This window comes from Hominimerdicola alba 8 (assembly GCF_000178155.2).
Classification (GTDB): Bacteria; Bacillota; Clostridia; order Oscillospirales; family Ruminococcaceae; genus Hominimerdicola; species Hominimerdicola alba_C.
In genome coordinates this window covers 117,674-136,425 of record NZ_ADKM02000018.1, presented here as the reverse complement: position 1 = coordinate 136,425, position 18,752 = coordinate 117,674, and the positions used below count along the sequence as shown (strand labels likewise).

Sequence of the window (18,752 nt, the reverse complement as noted above, 5' to 3'; positions counted from 1 at the left end):
CCTTAGAGATCTTGTTCGTTATTTTTAGTCAATACCGTTCCCTATAAACGGTTATAACTGTACAGAGTAATTATAACACATATTTTACAATTTTGCAATAGGTACGGCAATAAACATTTCAGACCCGCAGACTGTTTTAATTGGCATATATAACAGTTTACGCGCATATCATCTTAACAGGGAGGCGGTAAACATGACAGACATTCAGGGACGGCATAACGCCATAATGGAGAACCGCAGCAAGCTGATGCTGACAGGCGTGAACGATGTTGAGAGGTTCGATGAAAATGCGGTGGTGCTGTATACCCAGCTGGGCGAACTGACCATAAAGGGCGAAAAACTCCACATAAGCGAAATGAGCCTTGAAAGCGGCGAACTGAACATCGACGGCGAGATATCCGCACTGATATACGGTCAGCGCGATGCGGTGAGCAAGCTGGGCTTTTTCGGGAAACTTCTGCGATGAGCATTTTTGATGCGGCGGCACAGCTGGGTGTGTTCCCGTCAGGGACTCTGCTTGGTCTTGGGCTAGGTGCGCTTTCGGCGGCAGTGAGTCTGGAAAGGCGGCTTAAACGCCCGAAATGGCTGACATTCACAGGCGATATGTTCCTGACGCTGTTCTGCGCTTTTTGCATATTCATGCTCGGTGTGGGCATAGAGGGTCACCTGCGCTACCCGACATTCTGCGGTGCGGCGCTGGGCTTCTGCGCTGTGCGGGGGATACTTTATGCCGTAAAAAGAAAAAAATAGCCCGCATTCCCAAAGAATGCGGGCAAAACGTTTTAAGATATCACCATCATCGTCAAAGGCGGGAGCAAGCCCCCGCCCTACAGGGCATGGTATATGCACTCCCAAAAAGCCAAAAACACAAAGCAATAAACCATGCCAATAATTATGAATTATGAATTAAATTAACGCCTTGGTAAGACCCTCTCCGCGCCATTTCCATGTCGATGCCGTTCAGGACTTTTCGCTTGTCACAGCTCCACATGGGTGCGATAAGCTCCGACTTGTCGCCGTCACCTGTCAGCCGCTCTATAATAATGTGGGGCGGCAGAAGTTCCAGCTGGTCGCATATCAGCGATATGTATTCATCGCGCTCAAGCGCCCTGAATTCGCCGCGTGCGTACATATCCGCAAGGGCTGTGCCTTTCAGCACATGCAGAAGATGCAGTTTCACTGCATGTATATCCAGCTGACCGACCTGCCTTGCCGACTGCAGCATCATCTCGCGGCTCTCATTCGGCAGACCGTCTATAAGGTGTACACATACATTCACGCCGTTCTCCCGAAGAAGTTCGTACCCCCTCAGAAAATCCGCGTATGTGTGACAGCGGTTCATGGCAAGGGCAGTTTCGTCATATACGGTTTGCAGACCCAGTTCGACCGTAAGATAGGTCTGCTTTGCCAGACCGCCCAGCATGGCGGCTTTTTCTCTGTCGATACAGTCAGCGCGGGTGGCTATGCTGAGTCCCACAGCATTCTCCAGTGACATCGCTGCCGTGAACATCTCCCTGAGATAGCCCACATCTGCATATGTACTGCTTCCTGCCTGAAAATACGGTATGCAGGAGCCGTTCCGCCATTTCTTTTCCATCACAGCCCGAACCTCAGCGTACTGTGCTTCGATGGTGTCTTTCGGGTCGCCCGCAAAATTCCCGCTGAGTTTAGCAGAACAGAACTTGCACCCGCCCACGCCCTTGCTCCCGTCACGGTTTGGACAGCCCAGATCTAAGTTCAGCGGAACTTTGTAGACCTTTCTGCCAAAGCGCTTTTTTAAATAGTAGCTGTAGCTGTGATAGCGCTTGTTGTCGTCGGAATACGGAAACTCGTTCATCATTCTGCGGGAACGTCCGTAACAGGCGGCTCTGTGATGACAGGCTCAGTTTCGGAAGTTTCTGTGTCAGGCGGGTCGGTATCACTCACCGAACTGTCGGTAATGTCAGACTCAGTGGGCTGTGTTTCGGTGTAATCAGTGCTTTCAGAGGTGGTCACTGTGCGCTTTGATATGACGGTAGTCGTGGTGGTCACTGAGGGCGCATCGTTGTTGAGGGTGACAGTGTTCTCCTCTTCGGGTTCGGTGGTGTAAGAGAATGTGCTTACAGTCGAAGATGGTCTGCTTACGGCAGTTGTGCCGCCGCCGGGTGCAGTTTCAGCCTCCTCAGGCTCGGTCACGGTGTTGCCGTTCTTGTCGGTCTTTGCCGCCTTTGTGGTGACTTTGTTCTCACTCACACCGTTGTCATCGTCATCAGACTCGAAAGCGTTGTGCTCGTAGTCGGGCTGACTGTCGGAACGTGTGTTGTAGTTGCCGCTGTTCTTTTCAGTGACCTTGTTGCCTATACCGTAGAGCAGAGCCGCGTATTCGCGGGCGGTCTTCATCTCTTCGGGTATGGGCAGGTCACGCAGATACCGTTCCTCCAGCTTTTGGGTGAACTCACCGCTGAGGAAAGACTTTCTGTTTAAAGTCAGTTCTTCGTCGTTGTTGATTATCTTACCGCTGTTGACTGCGAGAAATGCCACTGACACAAAAATGAACAGCGCCGACATTATCAGCAGGTTCAGATTATCGAAATGCCCCACCCCTGTTTCCAGTGCAAGAAATCTTACCGCGCGGTCGTTCTCCTCGCACTCTTCGGGCATCGGGAATTTATCGGCTTCCGCCTTTAGTCTGTTGAATTCGTTTTCCATGTTCTCACCTCACCGAGATAGACAGTCCGGACCGTTATACGCTTGCCGCTGCCGCAAGGGTCAGCACGCTGACGATGAATACTGCGGCAGTGCCGATGGTCTTTGCCGCCCTGACAGCGCCGTAATGCCGCCTGCTTTTTGCGGAGAGCCTGTCTGCGCCGCCTGTTATCATTCTGCGCACAGGTGTGCATATCACGCAGAAAGCTATTATTATCAGCGTGATGTTCTGAAGCACGTTCTCCTTTACCGCCACGCTGAGTGTGTACTTAGTGCCGATCCCCGCCAAACCCAGCAGCCATCTGTGATAACCGCTGAAACTCCTGAACTCTGCGCCGCCGAATATCAGCAGTGCCGCTGCCACAAGGTAGATGTACTTTACAACGGTCGGCAGTTTGGCAAGTATATCTTTCAGGAAAAGCTGTTCCAGCGCCACCAGCAGACCCGCTGCCAGACCCACCAGCAAAGCGCTCACGCTGACCTGATACCACAGCCCCACCAGTCCGCCGCAGATGACTGCACCGATGGCAGTGCGCAGCTTTGATCTGCTTTCGCTCGTGCCTGTAAGGTCAGCAAAAAAGCCTATAACAGTGGTGTTGTATGACTTGACCAGCCCTGTGAAAAGTTCATCAGGCTCGATGTCGCGGTAGTTTTCGGGCAGCACAAATCCACCCACCAGACTCAGCCCGCGGCTCATATCACAAAGCCCCGTGAACATAAAATAGTACTGCGCAAAAAATGCCAGCATGCCCAGCCAGCAGCCCAGCGTCGTTATCTCATTGCCGTTCATGCCCGCCGCATGTATCTTTGCGAAAGCCTCCGACAAAACAGTTATCTTGCCTAGCCCCCATATCATGCGGTTAAGACCTGCGTTCAGTTTATCAGTGTTGACCTCACGCCTGCGTATCTGACCTTCGATATCGCCGTAGCGCACCACAGGTCCCGCACACATAAGGTGGAATGACACTTCGTATGTCATAAGACAGAATACGTTTTTCTCTGCCCGTATCTTGCCTTTGTATACATCATATACGTAGGAACCCCCCCTCAGCGCATAGTACCCCATGCCTACAGGCAGCAGCACCGCATCAAGTGCAAGTTTAGTTTCGCTGAATAGGTAGTTGTGCCCGAATATCAGCATTATCGCCAAAGCTATGATGCCGTCGGCAGCTGTCAGGGCTATGGCAGCAAGACGGTTCTTATCCCTCAGGCTGCCCACCGCAAGACCTATCCCCCAGTCGGCAAACAGCGAAAGGAAGATAAGGCATACCGCAAAGGGTCTGCCCCAGCTGAAAAACAGCAGCGAGGTGATTATCAGTATCATGTTCTTGTACTCAGGGCTTCTGTCCAGCAGCGAAAGCACCGCTGATACGGGGAAAAGCCCGAATAAAAAGATCAGGTCGGTATAGGTCAATGTAATTCTCCTTATATAAAGCAGTTCAGTCTTGCTGAACTACAGATATTTTCCGGTTTTCTGTACCGCAATTCGCACAGTTGAATGAGGTATCGCGGTAATAAAAGAAGTGCTTTTTACAGTTCTTTCGTCTTTATTTGACATTTTCGTTAACACAAGTTTATCTCTGATATAATATTTTAGCACACTTCACAAAATTAAGCAAGCGAATTTATCAAGAAAATCTAAATTTTTTTGATTTTAGAAAAAAGTATTTGCAAAAGGAGAAAAGTGTGTTATAATAAAAACGGAAAGTTATGTGATATTGCGCCTGTCAGCCCGCAGGAGCGGGTCTAAGAGAGAAAGGGATCTTCGTGGTAATTAATGGACGATGTGGTCATCTGTGTCTGCCGCTGTTTTTCGTGGCCGCGTCAGGTGTTTCGCACAGGTGAGCTGTGACCGTCTGTTGTAAAGATCGTAGGCGCGTTTTTGGGAAGGAGAGCAAGGAATGTCCTCTATATTTATTACAGGTGCCAGCGGCATGATAGGTCAGTATTTGACTTCAAGTCTGCTGCACAAAAAGCACAAGGTCTTTGCTGTTGATTCAAAGACAAATGATTTCGTGGGCACTGATGAAAACTACAAGTTTACACAGTGCGACATCACAGATAAGGCAAAGATAGTGCCTATCATCGAGAACAATCAGATAGATGTTTTGGTGCATCTGGCAAATTCGGTGGATAATGATATCGACCCGCTGATAACCGATGCTGAGGCAAAGCGCAGCAAGGTCACCGACAAGTATATCTATTCTGCGGCTGTAAAGGCTGGGGTCAAGTGCGTGATACTGCTTTCGACCACCGACGTTTACGGCATACAAAAGGGTCGTGAACCTATAAGGGAAACTATCGCTGAAAAAGGCATCACCAATTATGCAGATATCAAGATGACCAGCGAAAAGCTGATGGATAAGGCTTTCAGGAAGACTGACTGCATACCCGTCATCGCAAGGGTCGCACCCATCTATGATGCTGAACACACCGATAACCTTCACGCGCATGTCTACGACTCGAAAGACAATGTAGGCTACATTTTTGGTGAGGGTGACTACGGTTTCTCATTCTGCTGTGTGTTCAATCTCATCGACTTCCTCAACGGTATAATAAATGTGCCGCAGGGCAGGTATGGAGGCGTTTACAATGTCTGCGACTCAAAGATAACCACTGCAAAGGATATAATCGAGTACGAAAAGGACAGACACCGCATCGGTGCAGTCATACAGCGTGCGCCGGGCAGTGAGAAGACCATGCTTTACAACAAGGGCAAGATGAAGAACGACTACCGTTACTTCGACCCGACGCTGACATTCCACAACTGGAATTATGACAACACTCGTGCAAAGCGCATCGCGCCGATGAGATGGAACCTCACCAACACAAAGTAGACATTTTCCCCTGTGGCTGAGTCTGCGGGGGATATTTATTTGTCACTAAGATACTTTACACATACATACACAGTTATTATAAGCCATTATTCTGATAAACAGGTGAAATCCGTGGGAAATTCTATGACATTTAAAAATACGATAAACTGCTGTTTCGCGGGCTATGTGGTGCAGGCGGCGGTGAACAATTTTCTGCCGCTGATATTTCTGACCTTACAGGGGCAGTACCGCCTGCCGCTTTCACAGATAACACTGCTGATAACGGTGAATTTCTGCGTCCAGCTTACAGTCGATCTGCTCAGCGCTTTCTTCGCAGACAGAGCAGGCTTCCGCGTCAGCATAGTGACAGCCCATGTCATGGCGGCGGCAGGCTTTATCCTGCTGACGGTGCTGCCCGAAGTCGTGCCGCCTTACGCGGGCATAATGACTTCGGTGGTGGTCTATGCAGTGGGCGGCGGTCTGCTTGAGGTGCTGGTAAGCCCCATAATGGAAAGCTGTCCTACCGACAACAAAGAAACTGCCATGAGCCTGCTTCATTCATTCTACTGCTGGGGACAGGTGGGAGTTGTACTCTTGTCAACGGTGTTTTTCAGCATTTTTGGCACATCACGGTGGAAAATACTGGCGCTTATCTGGTCGGTGATACCCGCAGTGAACGGTGTGCTGTTCGCAAAAGTCCCCATAGCGCCCCTTGTGCCTGAGGACGAGAAACGCATGGGTGCGGGCGAACTGATTAAAAGCCGCACTTTCCTTAAGCTGTTCGCGATGATGGTATGCGCAGGGGCGAGCGAACTCGCTGTCAGCCAGTGGGCAAGTTTTTTTGCCGAAAAAGGTCTTGGCATCAGCAAGACTGCGGGTGACCTTGCAGGACCGATGATGTTCGCCGCGTTCATGGGCGGCGCGAGGGCGTATTACGGCAAAAAAGGCGAAACTCTCGACCTTGACGGATTCATGGCGGCGAGCGCTGTGCTGTGTGTCTGCGCCTACCTTATGATAAGTCTGGCTGAAAGCCCCGTCATCAACCTGATAGGCTGTGGCATCTGCGGGCTTTCGGTGGGCATAATGTGGCCGGGGACTTTCAGCAAGGCTTCTGCCGCAATGCGGTGCGGCGGTACACTGATGTTCTCACTGCTGGCACTGGCAGGCGATATCGGCTGTTCGGGCGGACCGACACTGGTCGGGCTGGTCGCAGACCACAGCAGTATGAAAACAGGCGTGCTGGCGGCGGCAGTTTTCCCGCTGGGCATGGCGCTGATGACCCTGACTTCCCGCAGACGCAGGCAGCAGCATGAAAAAACCGCTCTCTGACGAGGGCGGTCTTCTATAGCTGCATTTACGGGAGTGTTTCCGTTTATAGCGATCCAACTATTTAAATTCACAAGATCCAGTCGCAAAAGCTGGGATCTATGGGTTTTGTGACTGGATTTTGTCTGAATTTTAAGGCGGATTGCTATAGATATGTAGGTAATATCCCGCCCGCATCTCCTGTCAGAGCATTTTGTCGATATCAACGCCCAATACCTGCATTATCTTCATGTAGGTCGCCATGCTGGGTATGCGTTCGCCGTTCTCCCAGCGGTAGACAGTCTGTGCGCTTACACCCATCGCCTTGATGAAATCCTGCCTTGACATTCCGCTTTCTTCCCGCAGGCGCACTATGCGCTTGCCTATCATGCTGTTTCCAGAAAATTCCTGCATCACCATCTCATCGGTGATGTTCGATACAGGGAAGCGCAGATGTCCCAGCGCATCGACCAGTTCATCGCGGTCGATGGGCTTTTCCAGAAAAGCGCTGGCGTAAGTCTTGAAGCATTCGACTGCATAGCCGCTGTGCGCGGTGATGTAGATTATATTCGTTCGCGGGTCTTTGGCAAGTATCTTTTTTGCGAACTCTATGCCGTTAAGTTCGGGCATCTCAATGTCAAGGAATGCTATGTGGTAGCTGTGATCTTTTATCAGCGCCAGCGCCTCAGCAGGCTCGGAAATACCTGTACATTCGGCATCGGGCATTATCTCTTTCAGTTCATATATCAGGTCATCGACTATGCTTTTGTGGTCGTCAAGGACGAGTATCTTCATCTTTTGTCACCTCTTATGGGTCTTAGCGAAGTTATCACCATATTGAATGCCATACTGCAAAACATTCTGTCAAAGCTGGAAGTCCGATATTCAACGACATAAATGCGCCCGCACAGCTTTATCGCGGCGGCGGCACCGTGATAAGGCGTGCCGTCCTGCGTGTAGCTGTATTCAAAGCCTGTCACTTTGCCTGTAGGGTGTTCTCTTGTGATATGACCGTCATCGCGGTGTTCGCTGAGGGTGCGCCTGCATCTTGCGGCGGCTTTGTTAAGACAGCTTTTCTCGTTCACAAAAAGGCTTGTCGGCAGGCTGACACGGTCTGTCCAGCTGACAGATATAAAAAACTGCTTTGCATCGTTTTTCGCCCCCGAACGCCTGACCGCCGAACCGAATGACTTCTTCAGTTCTGCGCCTGTCATCTCTGCAAAACTTTCGGGGTATTCCACCGATATCTCATTGTTCAGTTTTATTTTCATACCCCGTCCCCCTGCATCTGATGACCCTGCGCGTTCAGTTTATCTTTGGTAAACGGCGTATTTATTTCTGTATTCATGCCGTTTACTATATTTTAGCACATTTTTATCATCAATGCAAACGCCCCGTGACGTAAAATGCCCCCTCCGATATGCAATATCTGCCACATGATGTGTATTGCCGTTAAAACCAAATGTTGTTTTTTTGAAATAGATAAGCGATACGCATGCTCATATTGTGAAATATCTACAAAATAAAGGCGCTTCATGCGAATGAAACGGGGTTTCCAAAGCGGAAATCAACAGCCGCCATAGGAAAGGTTATAATATGTGTATCAACATAATAATGACTTGCGAGTTCTTTCTGACGGGGGAGTCGTTCTGCGAAAGGTCACTATGGCTGAACTGCCTGCCATGCGGGAACTTGCGGCAAGTGAAAAGGTCTGCCGGTAAATGGATAAGATAATAGTCAGCCTATAAGGTCTTCGACCCCGACGCCCAGAACCTTTGCTATGTGCATCAGCATGGTCACATCGGGTACTCTGGTGCCGCTCTCCCAACGCTGTATGGTGGGCATCACACAGCCCAGCATCTCCGCGAACTCATTGCGTGTCAGCCCGCGCTCTTCGCGGTATTTCTGTATCTTTCTGCCTATCACTGCTTCGCCCTGACTCTGTCGTATCAGCATGTCATCGGTGATGTTTGAAACAGGAAATCGCAGGTGGTCGAGGGCATCTTTAAGCATGTCTTCGTCAATGGGCTTCACAAGAAATCCGCTTGCATAAGTCTTGTAGCTTTCCAGCGCGTATTTTTCGTAGCCCGTTATGTAGATTATGTTGGTGCGGGGTGCTATCTTCTGTAGCTTCTGCGCTAAGGCTATGCCGTTGACATCGTCCATCTCGATATCGAGGAAGACCACATCAAAACGGTGCTTTTTGAACAGCGGGATTATCAGGTCGGGGTCACTTGTGCCTGTGCATTCGGCATCGGGCATAAGCTGTTTTATCGAGTAAAGCAGGTCGTCAACTATCAGCTGATGGTCATCTGCTGCCAGTATCTTCATCGTTATCTCTCCTTGCACATGGTATTGATATGGTGACTGTACAGCCGCTTTCGGTCAGCTGCGTTTCCATATGACCTCCGCACTGCACTGCAAGCCGTCGGCGGGTGTTTTCAAGCCCGACTCCCAGCCTTTCGGTGAATTTCGGGGTGATGTCCTTTTTGGCTGTGCCGTTGTCGGATATGCTTATGGTCATCGTGCCGTCGCTGCGGCGTGTGGTTATGGTTATCTTGCCGCCTCTGCGGCTGATGCCGTGTTGTATGGCGTTTTCGACTATCGGTTCAAGGCTCAGGGCAGGTATCGTGAAATCAGTTTCCTCAAAGTCGCAGACAAGTTCTATCTCGCCCGGATAATCTGTCTGTGCAAGGTCAACATATACCCGCACATTTTTCAGTTCCTCCTCAAAAGGTATCATATCCTCGTTCTGTATCGCCTTTATGTGTGTTTTCAGGTACTTTGAGAAATTGTTTATCGCCTGCACCGCTTTTTCTGTGTCGGTGCGGGTAAGTGAACGTATCATGCTGAGCACATTGTATATGAAATGGGGCTGTATCTGATTTCTCAGCACCATCAGTTCGCTCTTTGTCAGGTCAAGCTCCTTTTGCAGCAGCGAGTCGCTTATCGTCTGCCGCTCTATGGTCGCGAGGTATATGTAGTAGTCCAGCATGCACAGTGCCGTCACAGCGTTGGTGAAACTGGGAGATATGTACAGATATTCGCGTATAGCCACAAATACCGCCTGTAAGAACATGGTTATCAGCATTATGCTCTTGCCCCTGTTGCTTTGCTTGAAGTTTATCACCGAGAACACCAGCAGCAGCATTATGTAGACTATCTGTGTCATGTAGATGGTGAAGTGCATCGGTCCGCCGATGAATGAGTTTTGGCTGTCTATCCAGAAAGCCGTCTTGCTGCCGAATACTGCTGTGCTGAACACCAGACCGTTCAGTATGGCAGGCACAGCGCACAGCTTGCGCAGCTTTTGTTCGGGTACCACCATGAAAATCTCTATCATTATCAGCACAGGGCGCAGTATGAAAGATATCGTATCACCCCATGTACGTATGGTCAGCGCCGTTGAGCGCATGTCAGGGCGTGCGAACATCTCCTGCTGGTACAGGTACAGCAGGTCGTTGAGTGATATCACTATAAGCATCGTTATACCCGTTATGAACAGCTTTGATGCGGGTATCTCCACATCTTTGTTGACTATCATGGCGGCGATAAGCGAGAACAGTATCATAAAGGTCATGTAGTTTTCATTGATATATTCAGCGATCATCAGCACACCGTCCTTTACATGGAAATAACAAATATTATTCATTATTATAACACAATTATCGACTGAAATCAAGCATTATAGCGATTTCCCGTAAAAGTCAGACAAAGTTCGTTCATAAAGCCCATATATCAAAGTTTTTGCGAACGGCTTTTGTGTATCTGAAAAGCCGGATAGTCATAAAAAAATCGGCTGCGGAAATCGCCCTCCGCAGCCCTCGCCCGTATCTCGCGTATTCCCCCGACCTCGACAGCCTCCCGCCGCCTGTCCGAAGAAGGCTGCTTCGGACAGGCGGTGAAAAAGTTTTGGCGCTGCGTCCAAGCCAAAAACGAGGACGGCAGCGCCAAACCACTTGTAAGGAAAAAATAAAATGATAGTAAGCGACAAAAATAGCACACCGCCGCAGCAAAGAAAGCAGCTTCCTGCTATTATTGCCGCTTAAAAAGGCGCGTATGGGATTTTGTCTGAATTTTAAGGCGGATCGCTATAATGTCGCCTGCTGTAAATTTGGGAGCTTGTTTTACTTTTTAAAGTCAACCTGAGTGTTGTACTTCTTCTTCGTGTACTGCGAACAGTTGCGGTTAGTGCAGCTGAAAACGCCTGTGTTGCCGCCCTCTATCCTCGCCTGACCGTGATATTGCAGCTTTTTGCCGCACTGCCTGCAATAGGCTGTGACATTATCATTTTTGTCGGGCACACCGCTTTTGTTTTCTGCCATAGTTGTTTCCTCCTGTGTTTTTATGTATACCTTGTCAGAAATGATGCTGATAACGCTTCATTCTGCCGGAAAATAGTCGTTTTTGGGGGGATCCCTTGCGGCAGCTGCCTTTCGGCACTGCGCTGCCGCAGCCGATCTGCCCGTCGATGTCAAGCTATATTACAGCCGTCACCTCCCGATCGGTCTAAGTTGTTCAAGCAATGAATTGGGAATAGTAGTGCTTGTCTGGGATTTATGTTTATATCATAAATCTCTTTAGTAAATAATAACACAAATTGTGCAGTTTGTCATTCACCTGTTTGGTGAAAAACTAAATTTGTTGACTATCTACAAGCTGCGACAGAGAGTATTGTGATTTCCTACAAAAAATGACTTTTGACACAGCGCTGATTATTAAAGGCTCGATGAATGCACACTTATGCGGTCCAAGAAATTGACTGTCATCACCAAAAGCGGCAGAACTTACAGGCAGAAACCTGCAAAAGCGCTTCGTGTCATATTTCATCGAATTTGATGATATTTTATAACAGCCGAAAATATAAGAAAACCGCGTACCTGCGCGATAATACGCAAGTACGCGGTCAAATATCTGGTGGAGATGAGGAGAATCGAACTCCTGTCCGAAAGCCCATTCACGCGAATTTCTACGAGTCTAGTCGGTTATTTCGGCTTGCGCCGTTTCCCTCCGCACGGGCAAACAGACACGCCCCTCGCTTTGGTAGACTGCAATACACCGACAGGTCACAGTCATCGCCTGCCGACGTTCACCACTAGTCGACGCCTTTACCCAAGCCGTGGTACTCTCAGGCAAGACGGGCTGCCCTTAGGCTGCCATTGCAAAATTATCGTTGTCGTCTAATTTTAAAACGTACGCCGTTTAAGGAGAGTGCGCTCCTCCACTCGCTTATCGCCCTTCAAGACCCCCGTCGAAACCTTTACATCCCCCTGTTTTCGCAGTTGTAATGTTTAACGGATAGTCACAGGGAAAATATCCTGCTGTCACATTCCTTTCTATTCATCTTTTTCAAGTTCGCCGCACCCGTGACATATCCATGAACCGTCAGATAGCTGTTCTACCGCCCAGTAAGCCTCAGAATGCAGCTTGCCGCGGAATTTTTCATCTACCGTGTCGGCATAGCCCGTGTAGACCACCGACTTAAGATATATCCAGTCACCGACATTATCATTGCGGTGATTTTCGCTGAAAGCGTCATCATAGTACAGTTCAAGCATGTATACGCCGTTGTAGGTGTGCCAGTCGCGCTTGTATGTTTTTATGGCGGCATCTATCGCCAGCTGTATCTCGTCATCGGTGTACCTCTCCGACTTTTCCGCCGAGATGTTTATCTCAGGGTCTTTCCACGGAAGTGCGCCGATGTCATTATACAATTTTATACGAACATCATACCCTATCATCGCTATCACGATAAAAACCGCCGCACACAGCAGACCCGCCGCTATCAGCGCAATGGGGAACGCATAAGCAAAAGATATCTTCTTTGTCTTATTTTCCATAACGCTCCGTCAGTAGTTCTGCCTGTCTTTGAGTGTGCGCTCGATCTCGCGGTTAGCGGCTTTTTTCGCCATGTCATCGCGCTTGTCGTGCAGTTTTTTACCCTTGCACAGCCCCAGCGCCACCTTGACCCTGCTGCCTTTGAAATAAAGAGAGAGCGGTATCAGCGCCAGACCCTCCTGCTGTACCTGCCCGAACAGGCGCATTATCTCGCGCTTGTGCAGTAACAGCTTGCGCACGCGGCGCGGGTCTTTGTTGAAAATGTTGCCGTGGTCGTAAGGACTTATGTGCATGCCTTTTATCCACATCTCACCGTCATCGACACTGCACCAGCTGTCCTTGAGGTTAACGCCCCCCTGACGGATAGACTTGACCTCAGTGCCCACCAGTTCAATGCCGCATTCGATGGTTTCAAGTATAAAATAGTCATGCCGCGCCTTGCGGTTGTCGGCTATTTGTTTAGTGCCTTTTTTGTCGATAGCCACAGGCTTGACCTCCCATCATATACTATAGCGATCCGCCTTAAAATTCAGACAAAATCCATAAATCCCAGCTTTTGCGACCGGATTTTGTGAATTTAAAATTTGGATTGATATAGGGGGAACACCCCCTGCTGCCTATATAGTATAGCACATATTATCAGTTTTGTCAAAGGGTATATCTATAGATTTTTCTGCGAAGTATGTCGCTCGGTGTGATCTGATGGATAATTTTGTCAATTGCGTTTTGACGGGATACTTCCTTTCGACTGTAAGAATGCTCATATCGATATATATGTGAACTAAGTTTATAATTTTAACAAACATATTCTTATAGATGATAAAATTCCTAAAACGGTAACATGTGCCGCGCTTTGGTGGGCGCAAAAGTAACATCTGAAAACGCACTGCTCTGAAACGCCTAAATCTCGGCGGTTTGTGAAAGTTTTGTCAGCTTTTCAGACAATTGAATAATATGCACAAAGGTTATTGAAAAAGAAATTTTGAAACTATATAATTTTATTCTTGAAAACTTTTGTGAAATGTGCTATAATTGGTTTGTAAACTTAACGAAGTGAATTTTGTGTCACTTTCGTACAACAATATTCACATTGACCAAAATAAGAAAGGAAGTTTGACTATGGCAGCTATGTTCGTGTTCACATTGATAATGAATGTCGTGGGTTGGGCGCTTTTTTCCCTGACTGACCTGTTTCTGGGCAGCTTTGCGGGCGTTCACATGCTTATGCTCGCTGAATGGTTCGTGATACCGATGGCTGCCTCAGCGATATACAGGGCTGTCACAGGCGTGGCAGCTTCAATGATGTGAGAGAGAAGACCATGTACATGCTTATGTGGTTCGTCATCAGCACAGGTATCGCGGGTGTCATCTGCAAGGCAGTCGAAACAGGCAGATGGTTCAGCGGCGCTGTTTTCACTAAATTTGATTACCTGACTTTTGCATCGGCTTTCGTGCTGGGCTTCATCATTTACTCGTTCATTTTCGAGGTAGTGAGGTTCTTTGTCGAGGGCGGCTTTGCAGCACACAGGGCTGCGGATGCGAAGTGATTTTTATCTGATATGGATTTTTGGCGCTTATGCTGACATTTGGCATAAGTGCCGAATATTATGTGTTAAATACTGCCATATTACCGTCATATGGACGAAGTGGATAATTGTGGAACTTAAAACTATTCATTATTCACTAAGAAAACGATTAATAAATCAAGTAAATTTTATTCCTAATATAAAGAAAACAAGTGGAAAAATCTTGACATTTGTAATCTAATTGTGTATAATTAAATTATATAACAGATAGTTTAAATTGGATAATTGTGCCAACATCTGACAAATAGCTCAGGTATACGTATACTATTATAATATGTAACAGTATAATGCGCAATGTTTTCTTTGACGGGACTGTCTGTTGGACGGCTGAACAGCCGTTCGCCCGTTTTGAACTGACCTTGTGGGGGGATTTGGATATTTTACCCCGAAGTTTTCAGTATGTCCAAAAATCTATATCTCGATAATGGGGAGATAATGAGCTTGCACGATTTGGGCAAACTGCGAAACGGTCAGCGATAAACGATCATTAAAATTTAAGGAGTGAAAGAAAAGTATGATAAGAAACCCTTTTAAACATGGCAGAAAGATCAGCGGTAGAAAACGCCTTGTTTCGGGGCTGACTGCGGGTCTGCTGGCAGCATCTTCCATAGTCGGTGCGCTGCCTGCTTCCGTTGCTTCTGCGGCAGGTGATCTTGTCGATCTGGGTACTTTCAAATACGCTACCCAGAAAGAACTCGGCAGTGCTAACAAGTACGCAGCGTTCGCTTATACCTACACTCAGGCAAATCATATGGAAGGTATCTTCGCGTGCAATAACTACCACCCATATGGTGATGCTTTCGGTACTACAAACAACGTTGTGAACTATGTTGACTCCAAAGAGAACCATATCTACATCGGTGAGAACATCGGCGGCGGTGACGCTGAACTCAATGTTATCGAGCAGGTACACCAGACAAACGGCATCAACGATGATATGCTCTGGGATATGATACTGCCCGATACTATCACCATCAACAGGACTGCCAATAACGGTCAGGGCGTACAGCTTGAAGACGTGAACGGCTACCAGAGCGGTGTCTTCAACAGCGAAAAAGATCTCGCAAAGAAGATCTACCATGTAAGTGAGGTAACTTACAATATCGACTTTATAGATGCGCTGACAGCCCTTGACGAGTATCAGGAGTACTGGGCAAAGCAGGATACTTCCGATGTGACTGAGGTCACTCTCCCCGATAAGGAAAATTCTGACCAGAACAACTGGGTCATCGATATCGAGTGTGCAGAGGGCGGCAACGTTGTCACTCTTGATGCGCAGGATATCAAGGATTCCAGACTGAATGTCAAGGCAAAAGACGGTGTCAGCGATTACTCGCTGATAATCAATGTCACAGGTCTTAATGACGGCGACCACTTTGACCGTGAGATAAAGATCGATGATGCTGACAGCCTTTACGGTCCTCAGGCAGGCAAGGTGCTGTTCAACATGCTGGGCGAAGACGGTGACCAGTATTATTTCACCAAACTCAACCAGGGCGTTATCCTCGCACCAACTCAGGAAGTCTATATCTATCAGACCCATAACGGTTCTGTAATGGGCTTCTATGTTGAGAACAACGGCTGTGAGATACACCAGAACGGTTTCAGACAGCTGGCTGTCAAGGATCACAATAATATCGAGATAAGCAAGATGGCTGTCGGCGGTCAGAAAGAACTTCCCGGTGCAAGACTGTCGGTAACTGCCGCAAGCGGCAATAACGATGTTGACTGGAACAAGGTCATCGCCGCGAACGATGGCGTAAGACCTGTAGGCGGCACAACTTCCGCTCCCACAGGCATCACATGGCTCTCAGGCACAGAACCCAGGATCATCAAGGGTCTGCCTGACGGCACCTATTATCTGGACGAGTCGGGCGCTGATGCTGACGGCAACGTTACCCTTGACGGCAAGAAGTATCAGGTAGTTGAGTCCTCCCTGAGATTTACTGTCAAGGAAGGTCAGCTGACCGATGTGAGAAGTACCGAACTGAGCATGTACGGCGTACAGATCGACGGCAGCTACTACACCGCCGAGAATGTACAGAAGACAGGCTATGACGGCAAACTCTTCGTGTGCAATGCTGTTGCTGAGGATATCGTAAGCGGTCCTGCTGACCTCGTTATCAACAAGTTCGACCTGACAGGCGAGAACGAGATAGCAGGCGCTAAACTCACCATCACAGGCACCACCGATGCAGGCGAGGCTGTATCTATGGACTGGACTTCAAAAGAGAACGAAACATGGAACATCTCGCTGGACGACGGTGTGTACACACTTTCCGAAACAGGCGATGTCATCGTCACCGATGACGGCGTGTTCGATGTTATACCCTCTTCGCTGAACTTCACCGTTAAGAACGGCAAAGTGACCGATGTCAAGACCGACAACGGCGCTGATATCAGCAAGGACGGCTTCAATAAGAATGCTTACGATGGCTACTTCACCGTTGGCACAAATGCTGACAAGGCAGAAGTCATCAACATCTGCGATGCAAAGAGAACTAACGTAAAGCTGAGCAAGCAGAGCACAGGCGGTGATGAGATACCAAATGCCAAGCTGACACTCAAGGGTGTTGACGCTAACGGCAGGGCACTCTCATTTGAGAACGTAAGGTTCGCTGACGAGTCGTCGGTAACAGACGGTTCTATTGCAAAGAACGTTATTTCGTGGACATCGAGCAGAACTCCCGTTGAGGTAGTTGGTCTGCCGAACGGTTCCTACACTTTCCACGAGGTCGCTGCACCTAACGGCTATCAGGTAACGACCGATATCACATTCGATGTTTATTATGGCAACGTTACCGTAACAAGCGTTAACGGCAAGGCTACTAGCGGTACTGTCATCATGACAGATAACCGCAACACCACCGTTTCCATCAACAAGTTCGACCTGACAGGCAAGAACGAGGTCGAGGGCGCAAGACTGACCGTAAAGGGCATCTCTGCGGGCGTTGAGGACTATGAGTACAGCTGGGTATCCGTAAAGGGCAAGGCTGAAGTGCTCACAGGTCTGGCAGACGGCGATTACACACTTACCGAAGAAGCTGATGACGAGAGCGGCGAGATATTTGATATGACCACAGGCAAGTACTACAAGGTCATCAAGGATACTCTCACTTTCAGCGTAAGGGACGGCAGTGTATGGAACACTTCTTCCAACAAGGTTGAGATATATCCCTCGACTCCTTCTTCCGCACCTGCTGAGGAATACTATGTGGCAGGACGCAACAACACCATCAGCATTTGCGATGCTGAGATAAAGCAGGGCGATGTAACTATCAACAAGTTCGATATCACAGGTCAGAACGAGGTGGAGGGCGCACAGCTCACACTCACAGGCGAGGGTATCGACTGGGCAAGACTGGCAGAGTTCAATCCCGATTCCCAGTACATCACCGATAAGACAGGCAAGGTAACAGGTCTTCAGTGGGTATCCGAAAAGGGTGCTGAGTGGAACGTTACCCTGAGAGATGGCACAGGCTATGTGCTGACTGAAACTGCTGTCGCTAAGGACGGCGAAACTGAGTACGAAGTTATCCCATCTTCGATATCATTTGATATAGTTGACGGCAAGGTAGCTAATATCGACAACAAGCAGACTGACATCGCAGGCAGGGCAAACCCCAACGCCACCGATGAAACTACAGACAGCTATGTTGTAGCAAACAACGGCGTAAACGAGATATACATCTGCGATGCCAAGAAGATAATCGTTAAGACCACCGATGTCACCATCAGCAAGACCGACATCACCGGCGAGAAGGAGATCAAGGGCGCTCAGCTTCAGGTAACAAGCACTGATGTTGACTGGACTGAGATCGTTGCTGCAAATGCAGGTCTTGAAAAGGTAACTCAGAACGGCAAGGTAATAGGTCTTAGCTGGACATCTGACGACCAGTCACCTGTAGTACTCTGGGGTCTGACTGAGGGCAGCTATACACTGACCGAAACAGGCAAGCCTTTTGAGTATGACGGTGATATCTATGAAGTTATCGACTCGAAGATCGGTTTCACTATCGATGCTGACGGCAAGGTAACTGTTATCTCCGAAACAAAGCCCGCAGCTAATGCTGAGGAGAGCGACAAGGGCTATGCAGTCGGCAAGGGCGACACCATAACCATATGTGATGCTTCGAGAACTGTCATCACCGTATCCAAGAAGGATATCACAGGTGAGAAAGAGGTCATCGGCGCACATCTGGTCATCAAGGACGCAAGCGGCAGGATCGTTGACCAGTGGGATTCCAACGGCAAGGATCACATTGTTTCCGCTTTGACAAACGGCACTTACACACTGGAAGAAACTGCTGTTGATGCAGCTGTTGCAGGCGGCGATTTCAAAATAATCGACTCTGTTGTAACATTCACTGTCAAGAACGGCAAGATCACTTCCGCAGTTGCAGGCAAGGCACTGTACAATGATTTCAATGCTGAGTCTGAGGACAGCTATGCTGTAGTTGACAAGGCTACAGGCAAGATCACCATCTGCGATGCAGAAAAGGTGGTAAAGACCACATAAGTC

17 protein-coding genes and 1 other RNA gene are annotated in these 18,752 nt (G+C 48.6%); 7 read left to right on the top strand and 11 right to left on the bottom strand.

Annotation, left to right across the window (positions count from 1 at the left end; translation table 11 throughout):
- Positions 1-193: 193 nt before the first annotated feature.
- Both yabP and yabQ read left to right on the top strand, forming a co-directional pair.
- Positions 194-466: a sporulation protein YabP gene (gene yabP, locus CUS_RS01370; protein WP_002846965.1), complete on the top strand. Its 273-nt coding sequence runs from the start codon at positions 194-196 to the stop codon at positions 464-466.
- Complete coding sequence (gene yabQ / locus CUS_RS01365; protein ID WP_002847167.1) at positions 463-750, top strand: spore cortex biosynthesis protein YabQ; 288 nt, start codon at positions 463-465, stop codon at positions 748-750. Before yabP ends, yabQ begins: the two co-directional genes overlap by 4 nt.
- A gap of 142 nt (positions 751-892) precedes the next feature.
- Here yabQ and CUS_RS01360 read toward each other — a convergent pair whose 3' ends face one another.
- The 3 genes from CUS_RS01360 to CUS_RS01350 are packed head-to-tail and all read right to left on the bottom strand — an operon-like array spanning position 893 to position 4,099.
- Positions 893-1,840, bottom strand: coding sequence for a TIGR01212 family radical SAM protein (locus CUS_RS01360; protein ID WP_037275990.1), 948 nt, complete (start codon positions 1,838-1,840; stop codon positions 893-895).
- Entirely contained in the window at positions 1,837-2,688 is an 852-nt protein-coding gene (locus CUS_RS01355) for a hypothetical protein (protein WP_002847110.1), read from the bottom strand. Before CUS_RS01355 ends, CUS_RS01360 begins: the two co-directional genes overlap by 4 nt.
- Before the next feature lie 34 nt (positions 2,689-2,722).
- The gene (locus tag CUS_RS01350) at positions 2,723-4,099 is read right to left on the bottom strand and encodes a hypothetical protein (RefSeq protein ID WP_002846973.1); all 1,377 of its coding nucleotides are present in this window, start codon (positions 4,097-4,099) and stop codon (positions 2,723-2,725) included.
- Between the two features lie 487 nt (positions 4,100-4,586).
- Here CUS_RS01350 and CUS_RS01345 point away from each other — a divergent pair, with 487 nt between their 5' ends.
- Together CUS_RS01345 and CUS_RS01340 are read left to right on the top strand one after the other, a co-directional pair.
- Positions 4,587-5,522: an NAD-dependent epimerase/dehydratase family protein gene (locus CUS_RS01345; RefSeq protein ID WP_037275987.1), complete on the top strand. Its 936-nt coding sequence runs from the start codon at positions 4,587-4,589 to the stop codon at positions 5,520-5,522.
- Positions 5,523-5,645: 123 nt separating this feature from the next.
- On the top strand, positions 5,646-6,830 hold the full coding sequence (locus CUS_RS01340; protein WP_037275985.1) for an MFS transporter: 1,185 nt from the start codon (positions 5,646-5,648) through the stop codon (positions 6,828-6,830).
- A gap of 180 nt (positions 6,831-7,010) precedes the next feature.
- Here CUS_RS01340 and CUS_RS01335 read toward each other — a convergent pair whose 3' ends face one another.
- The 8 genes from CUS_RS01335 to smpB form a co-directional block, all read right to left on the bottom strand.
- Positions 7,011-7,601, bottom strand: coding sequence for a response regulator (locus CUS_RS01335; RefSeq protein ID WP_002847127.1), 591 nt, complete (start codon positions 7,599-7,601; stop codon positions 7,011-7,013).
- Positions 7,598-8,077 (bottom strand): hypothetical protein, encoded by a 480-nt coding sequence (locus CUS_RS01330; protein ID WP_037275982.1) that lies wholly within the window; start codon positions 8,075-8,077, stop codon positions 7,598-7,600. Before CUS_RS01330 ends, CUS_RS01335 begins: the two co-directional genes overlap by 4 nt.
- A gap of 466 nt (positions 8,078-8,543) precedes the next feature.
- On the bottom strand, positions 8,544-9,137 hold the full coding sequence (locus CUS_RS01325) for a response regulator (protein ID WP_002846958.1): 594 nt from the start codon (positions 9,135-9,137) through the stop codon (positions 8,544-8,546).
- Complete coding sequence (locus tag CUS_RS01320; protein WP_080559486.1) at positions 9,115-10,458, bottom strand: sensor histidine kinase; 1,344 nt, start codon at positions 10,456-10,458, stop codon at positions 9,115-9,117. The genes CUS_RS01325 and CUS_RS01320 overlap by 23 nt, the downstream gene beginning before the upstream one ends.
- Positions 10,459-10,933: 475 nt before the next feature.
- Positions 10,934-11,131: a hypothetical protein gene (locus tag CUS_RS01315; RefSeq protein ID WP_002847106.1), complete on the bottom strand. Its 198-nt coding sequence runs from the start codon at positions 11,129-11,131 to the stop codon at positions 10,934-10,936.
- Between the two features lie 590 nt (positions 11,132-11,721).
- Positions 11,722-12,076: a transfer-messenger RNA gene (ssrA, locus tag CUS_RS18960) on the bottom strand.
- 66 nt (positions 12,077-12,142) lie between these two features.
- Positions 12,143-12,646, bottom strand: coding sequence for a hypothetical protein (locus CUS_RS01310; protein ID WP_002847037.1), 504 nt, complete (start codon positions 12,644-12,646; stop codon positions 12,143-12,145).
- A gap of 9 nt (positions 12,647-12,655) precedes the next feature.
- Positions 12,656-13,129, bottom strand: coding sequence for an SsrA-binding protein SmpB (gene smpB / locus CUS_RS01305; protein WP_002847121.1), 474 nt, complete (start codon positions 13,127-13,129; stop codon positions 12,656-12,658).
- 634 nt (positions 13,130-13,763) lie between these two features.
- On the opposite strand from smpB, the gene CUS_RS01300 reads away from it, so the two are divergent.
- The 3 genes from CUS_RS01300 (at position 13,764) to CUS_RS01290 (ending at position 18,749) form a co-directional block, all read left to right on the top strand.
- Positions 13,764-13,952, top strand: a complete 189-nt coding sequence (locus tag CUS_RS01300) for a hypothetical protein (RefSeq protein WP_002847016.1) — start codon at positions 13,764-13,766, stop codon at positions 13,950-13,952.
- A gap of 11 nt (positions 13,953-13,963) precedes the next feature.
- Positions 13,964-14,191, top strand: a complete 228-nt coding sequence (locus CUS_RS01295; protein ID WP_002847103.1) for a hypothetical protein — start codon at positions 13,964-13,966, stop codon at positions 14,189-14,191.
- A 553-nt stretch (positions 14,192-14,744) separates the two neighbouring features.
- Positions 14,745-18,749, top strand: a complete 4,005-nt coding sequence (locus CUS_RS01290; protein WP_002846979.1) for an MSCRAMM family protein — start codon at positions 14,745-14,747, stop codon at positions 18,747-18,749.
- The last annotated feature ends 3 nt before the right edge of the window (positions 18,750-18,752 follow it).

Coding starts and splice junctions, on each gene's coding strand:
- yabP (WP_002846965.1), top strand. CDS start 194: ATGACAGACATTCAGGGACGGCATAACGCCATAATGGAGAACCGCAGC.
- yabQ (WP_002847167.1), top strand. CDS start 463: ATGAGCATTTTTGATGCGGCGGCACAGCTGGGTGTGTTCCCGTCAGGG.
- CUS_RS01360 (WP_037275990.1), bottom strand. CDS start 1,840: ATGATGAACGAGTTTCCGTATTCCGACGACAACAAGCGCTATCACAGC.
- CUS_RS01355 (WP_002847110.1), bottom strand. CDS start 2,688: ATGGAAAACGAATTCAACAGACTAAAGGCGGAAGCCGATAAATTCCCG.
- CUS_RS01345 (WP_037275987.1), top strand. CDS start 4,587: ATGTCCTCTATATTTATTACAGGTGCCAGCGGCATGATAGGTCAGTAT.
- CUS_RS01340 (WP_037275985.1), top strand. CDS start 5,646: ATGACATTTAAAAATACGATAAACTGCTGTTTCGCGGGCTATGTGGTG.
- CUS_RS01335 (WP_002847127.1), bottom strand. CDS start 7,601: ATGAAGATACTCGTCCTTGACGACCACAAAAGCATAGTCGATGACCTG.
- CUS_RS01330 (WP_037275982.1), bottom strand. CDS start 8,077: ATGAAAATAAAACTGAACAATGAGATATCGGTGGAATACCCCGAAAGT.
- CUS_RS01325 (WP_002846958.1), bottom strand. CDS start 9,137: ATGAAGATACTGGCAGCAGATGACCATCAGCTGATAGTTGACGACCTG.
- CUS_RS01320 (WP_080559486.1), bottom strand. CDS start 10,458: ATGAATAATATTTGTTATTTCCATGTAAAGGACGGTGTGCTGATGATC.
- CUS_RS01315 (WP_002847106.1), bottom strand. CDS start 11,131: ATGGCAGAAAACAAAAGCGGTGTGCCCGACAAAAATGATAATGTCACA.
- CUS_RS01310 (WP_002847037.1), bottom strand. CDS start 12,646: ATGGAAAATAAGACAAAGAAGATATCTTTTGCTTATGCGTTCCCCATT.
- CUS_RS01300 (WP_002847016.1), top strand. CDS start 13,764: ATGGCAGCTATGTTCGTGTTCACATTGATAATGAATGTCGTGGGTTGG.
- CUS_RS01295 (WP_002847103.1), top strand. CDS start 13,964: ATGTACATGCTTATGTGGTTCGTCATCAGCACAGGTATCGCGGGTGTC.
- CUS_RS01290 (WP_002846979.1), top strand. CDS start 14,745: ATGATAAGAAACCCTTTTAAACATGGCAGAAAGATCAGCGGTAGAAAA.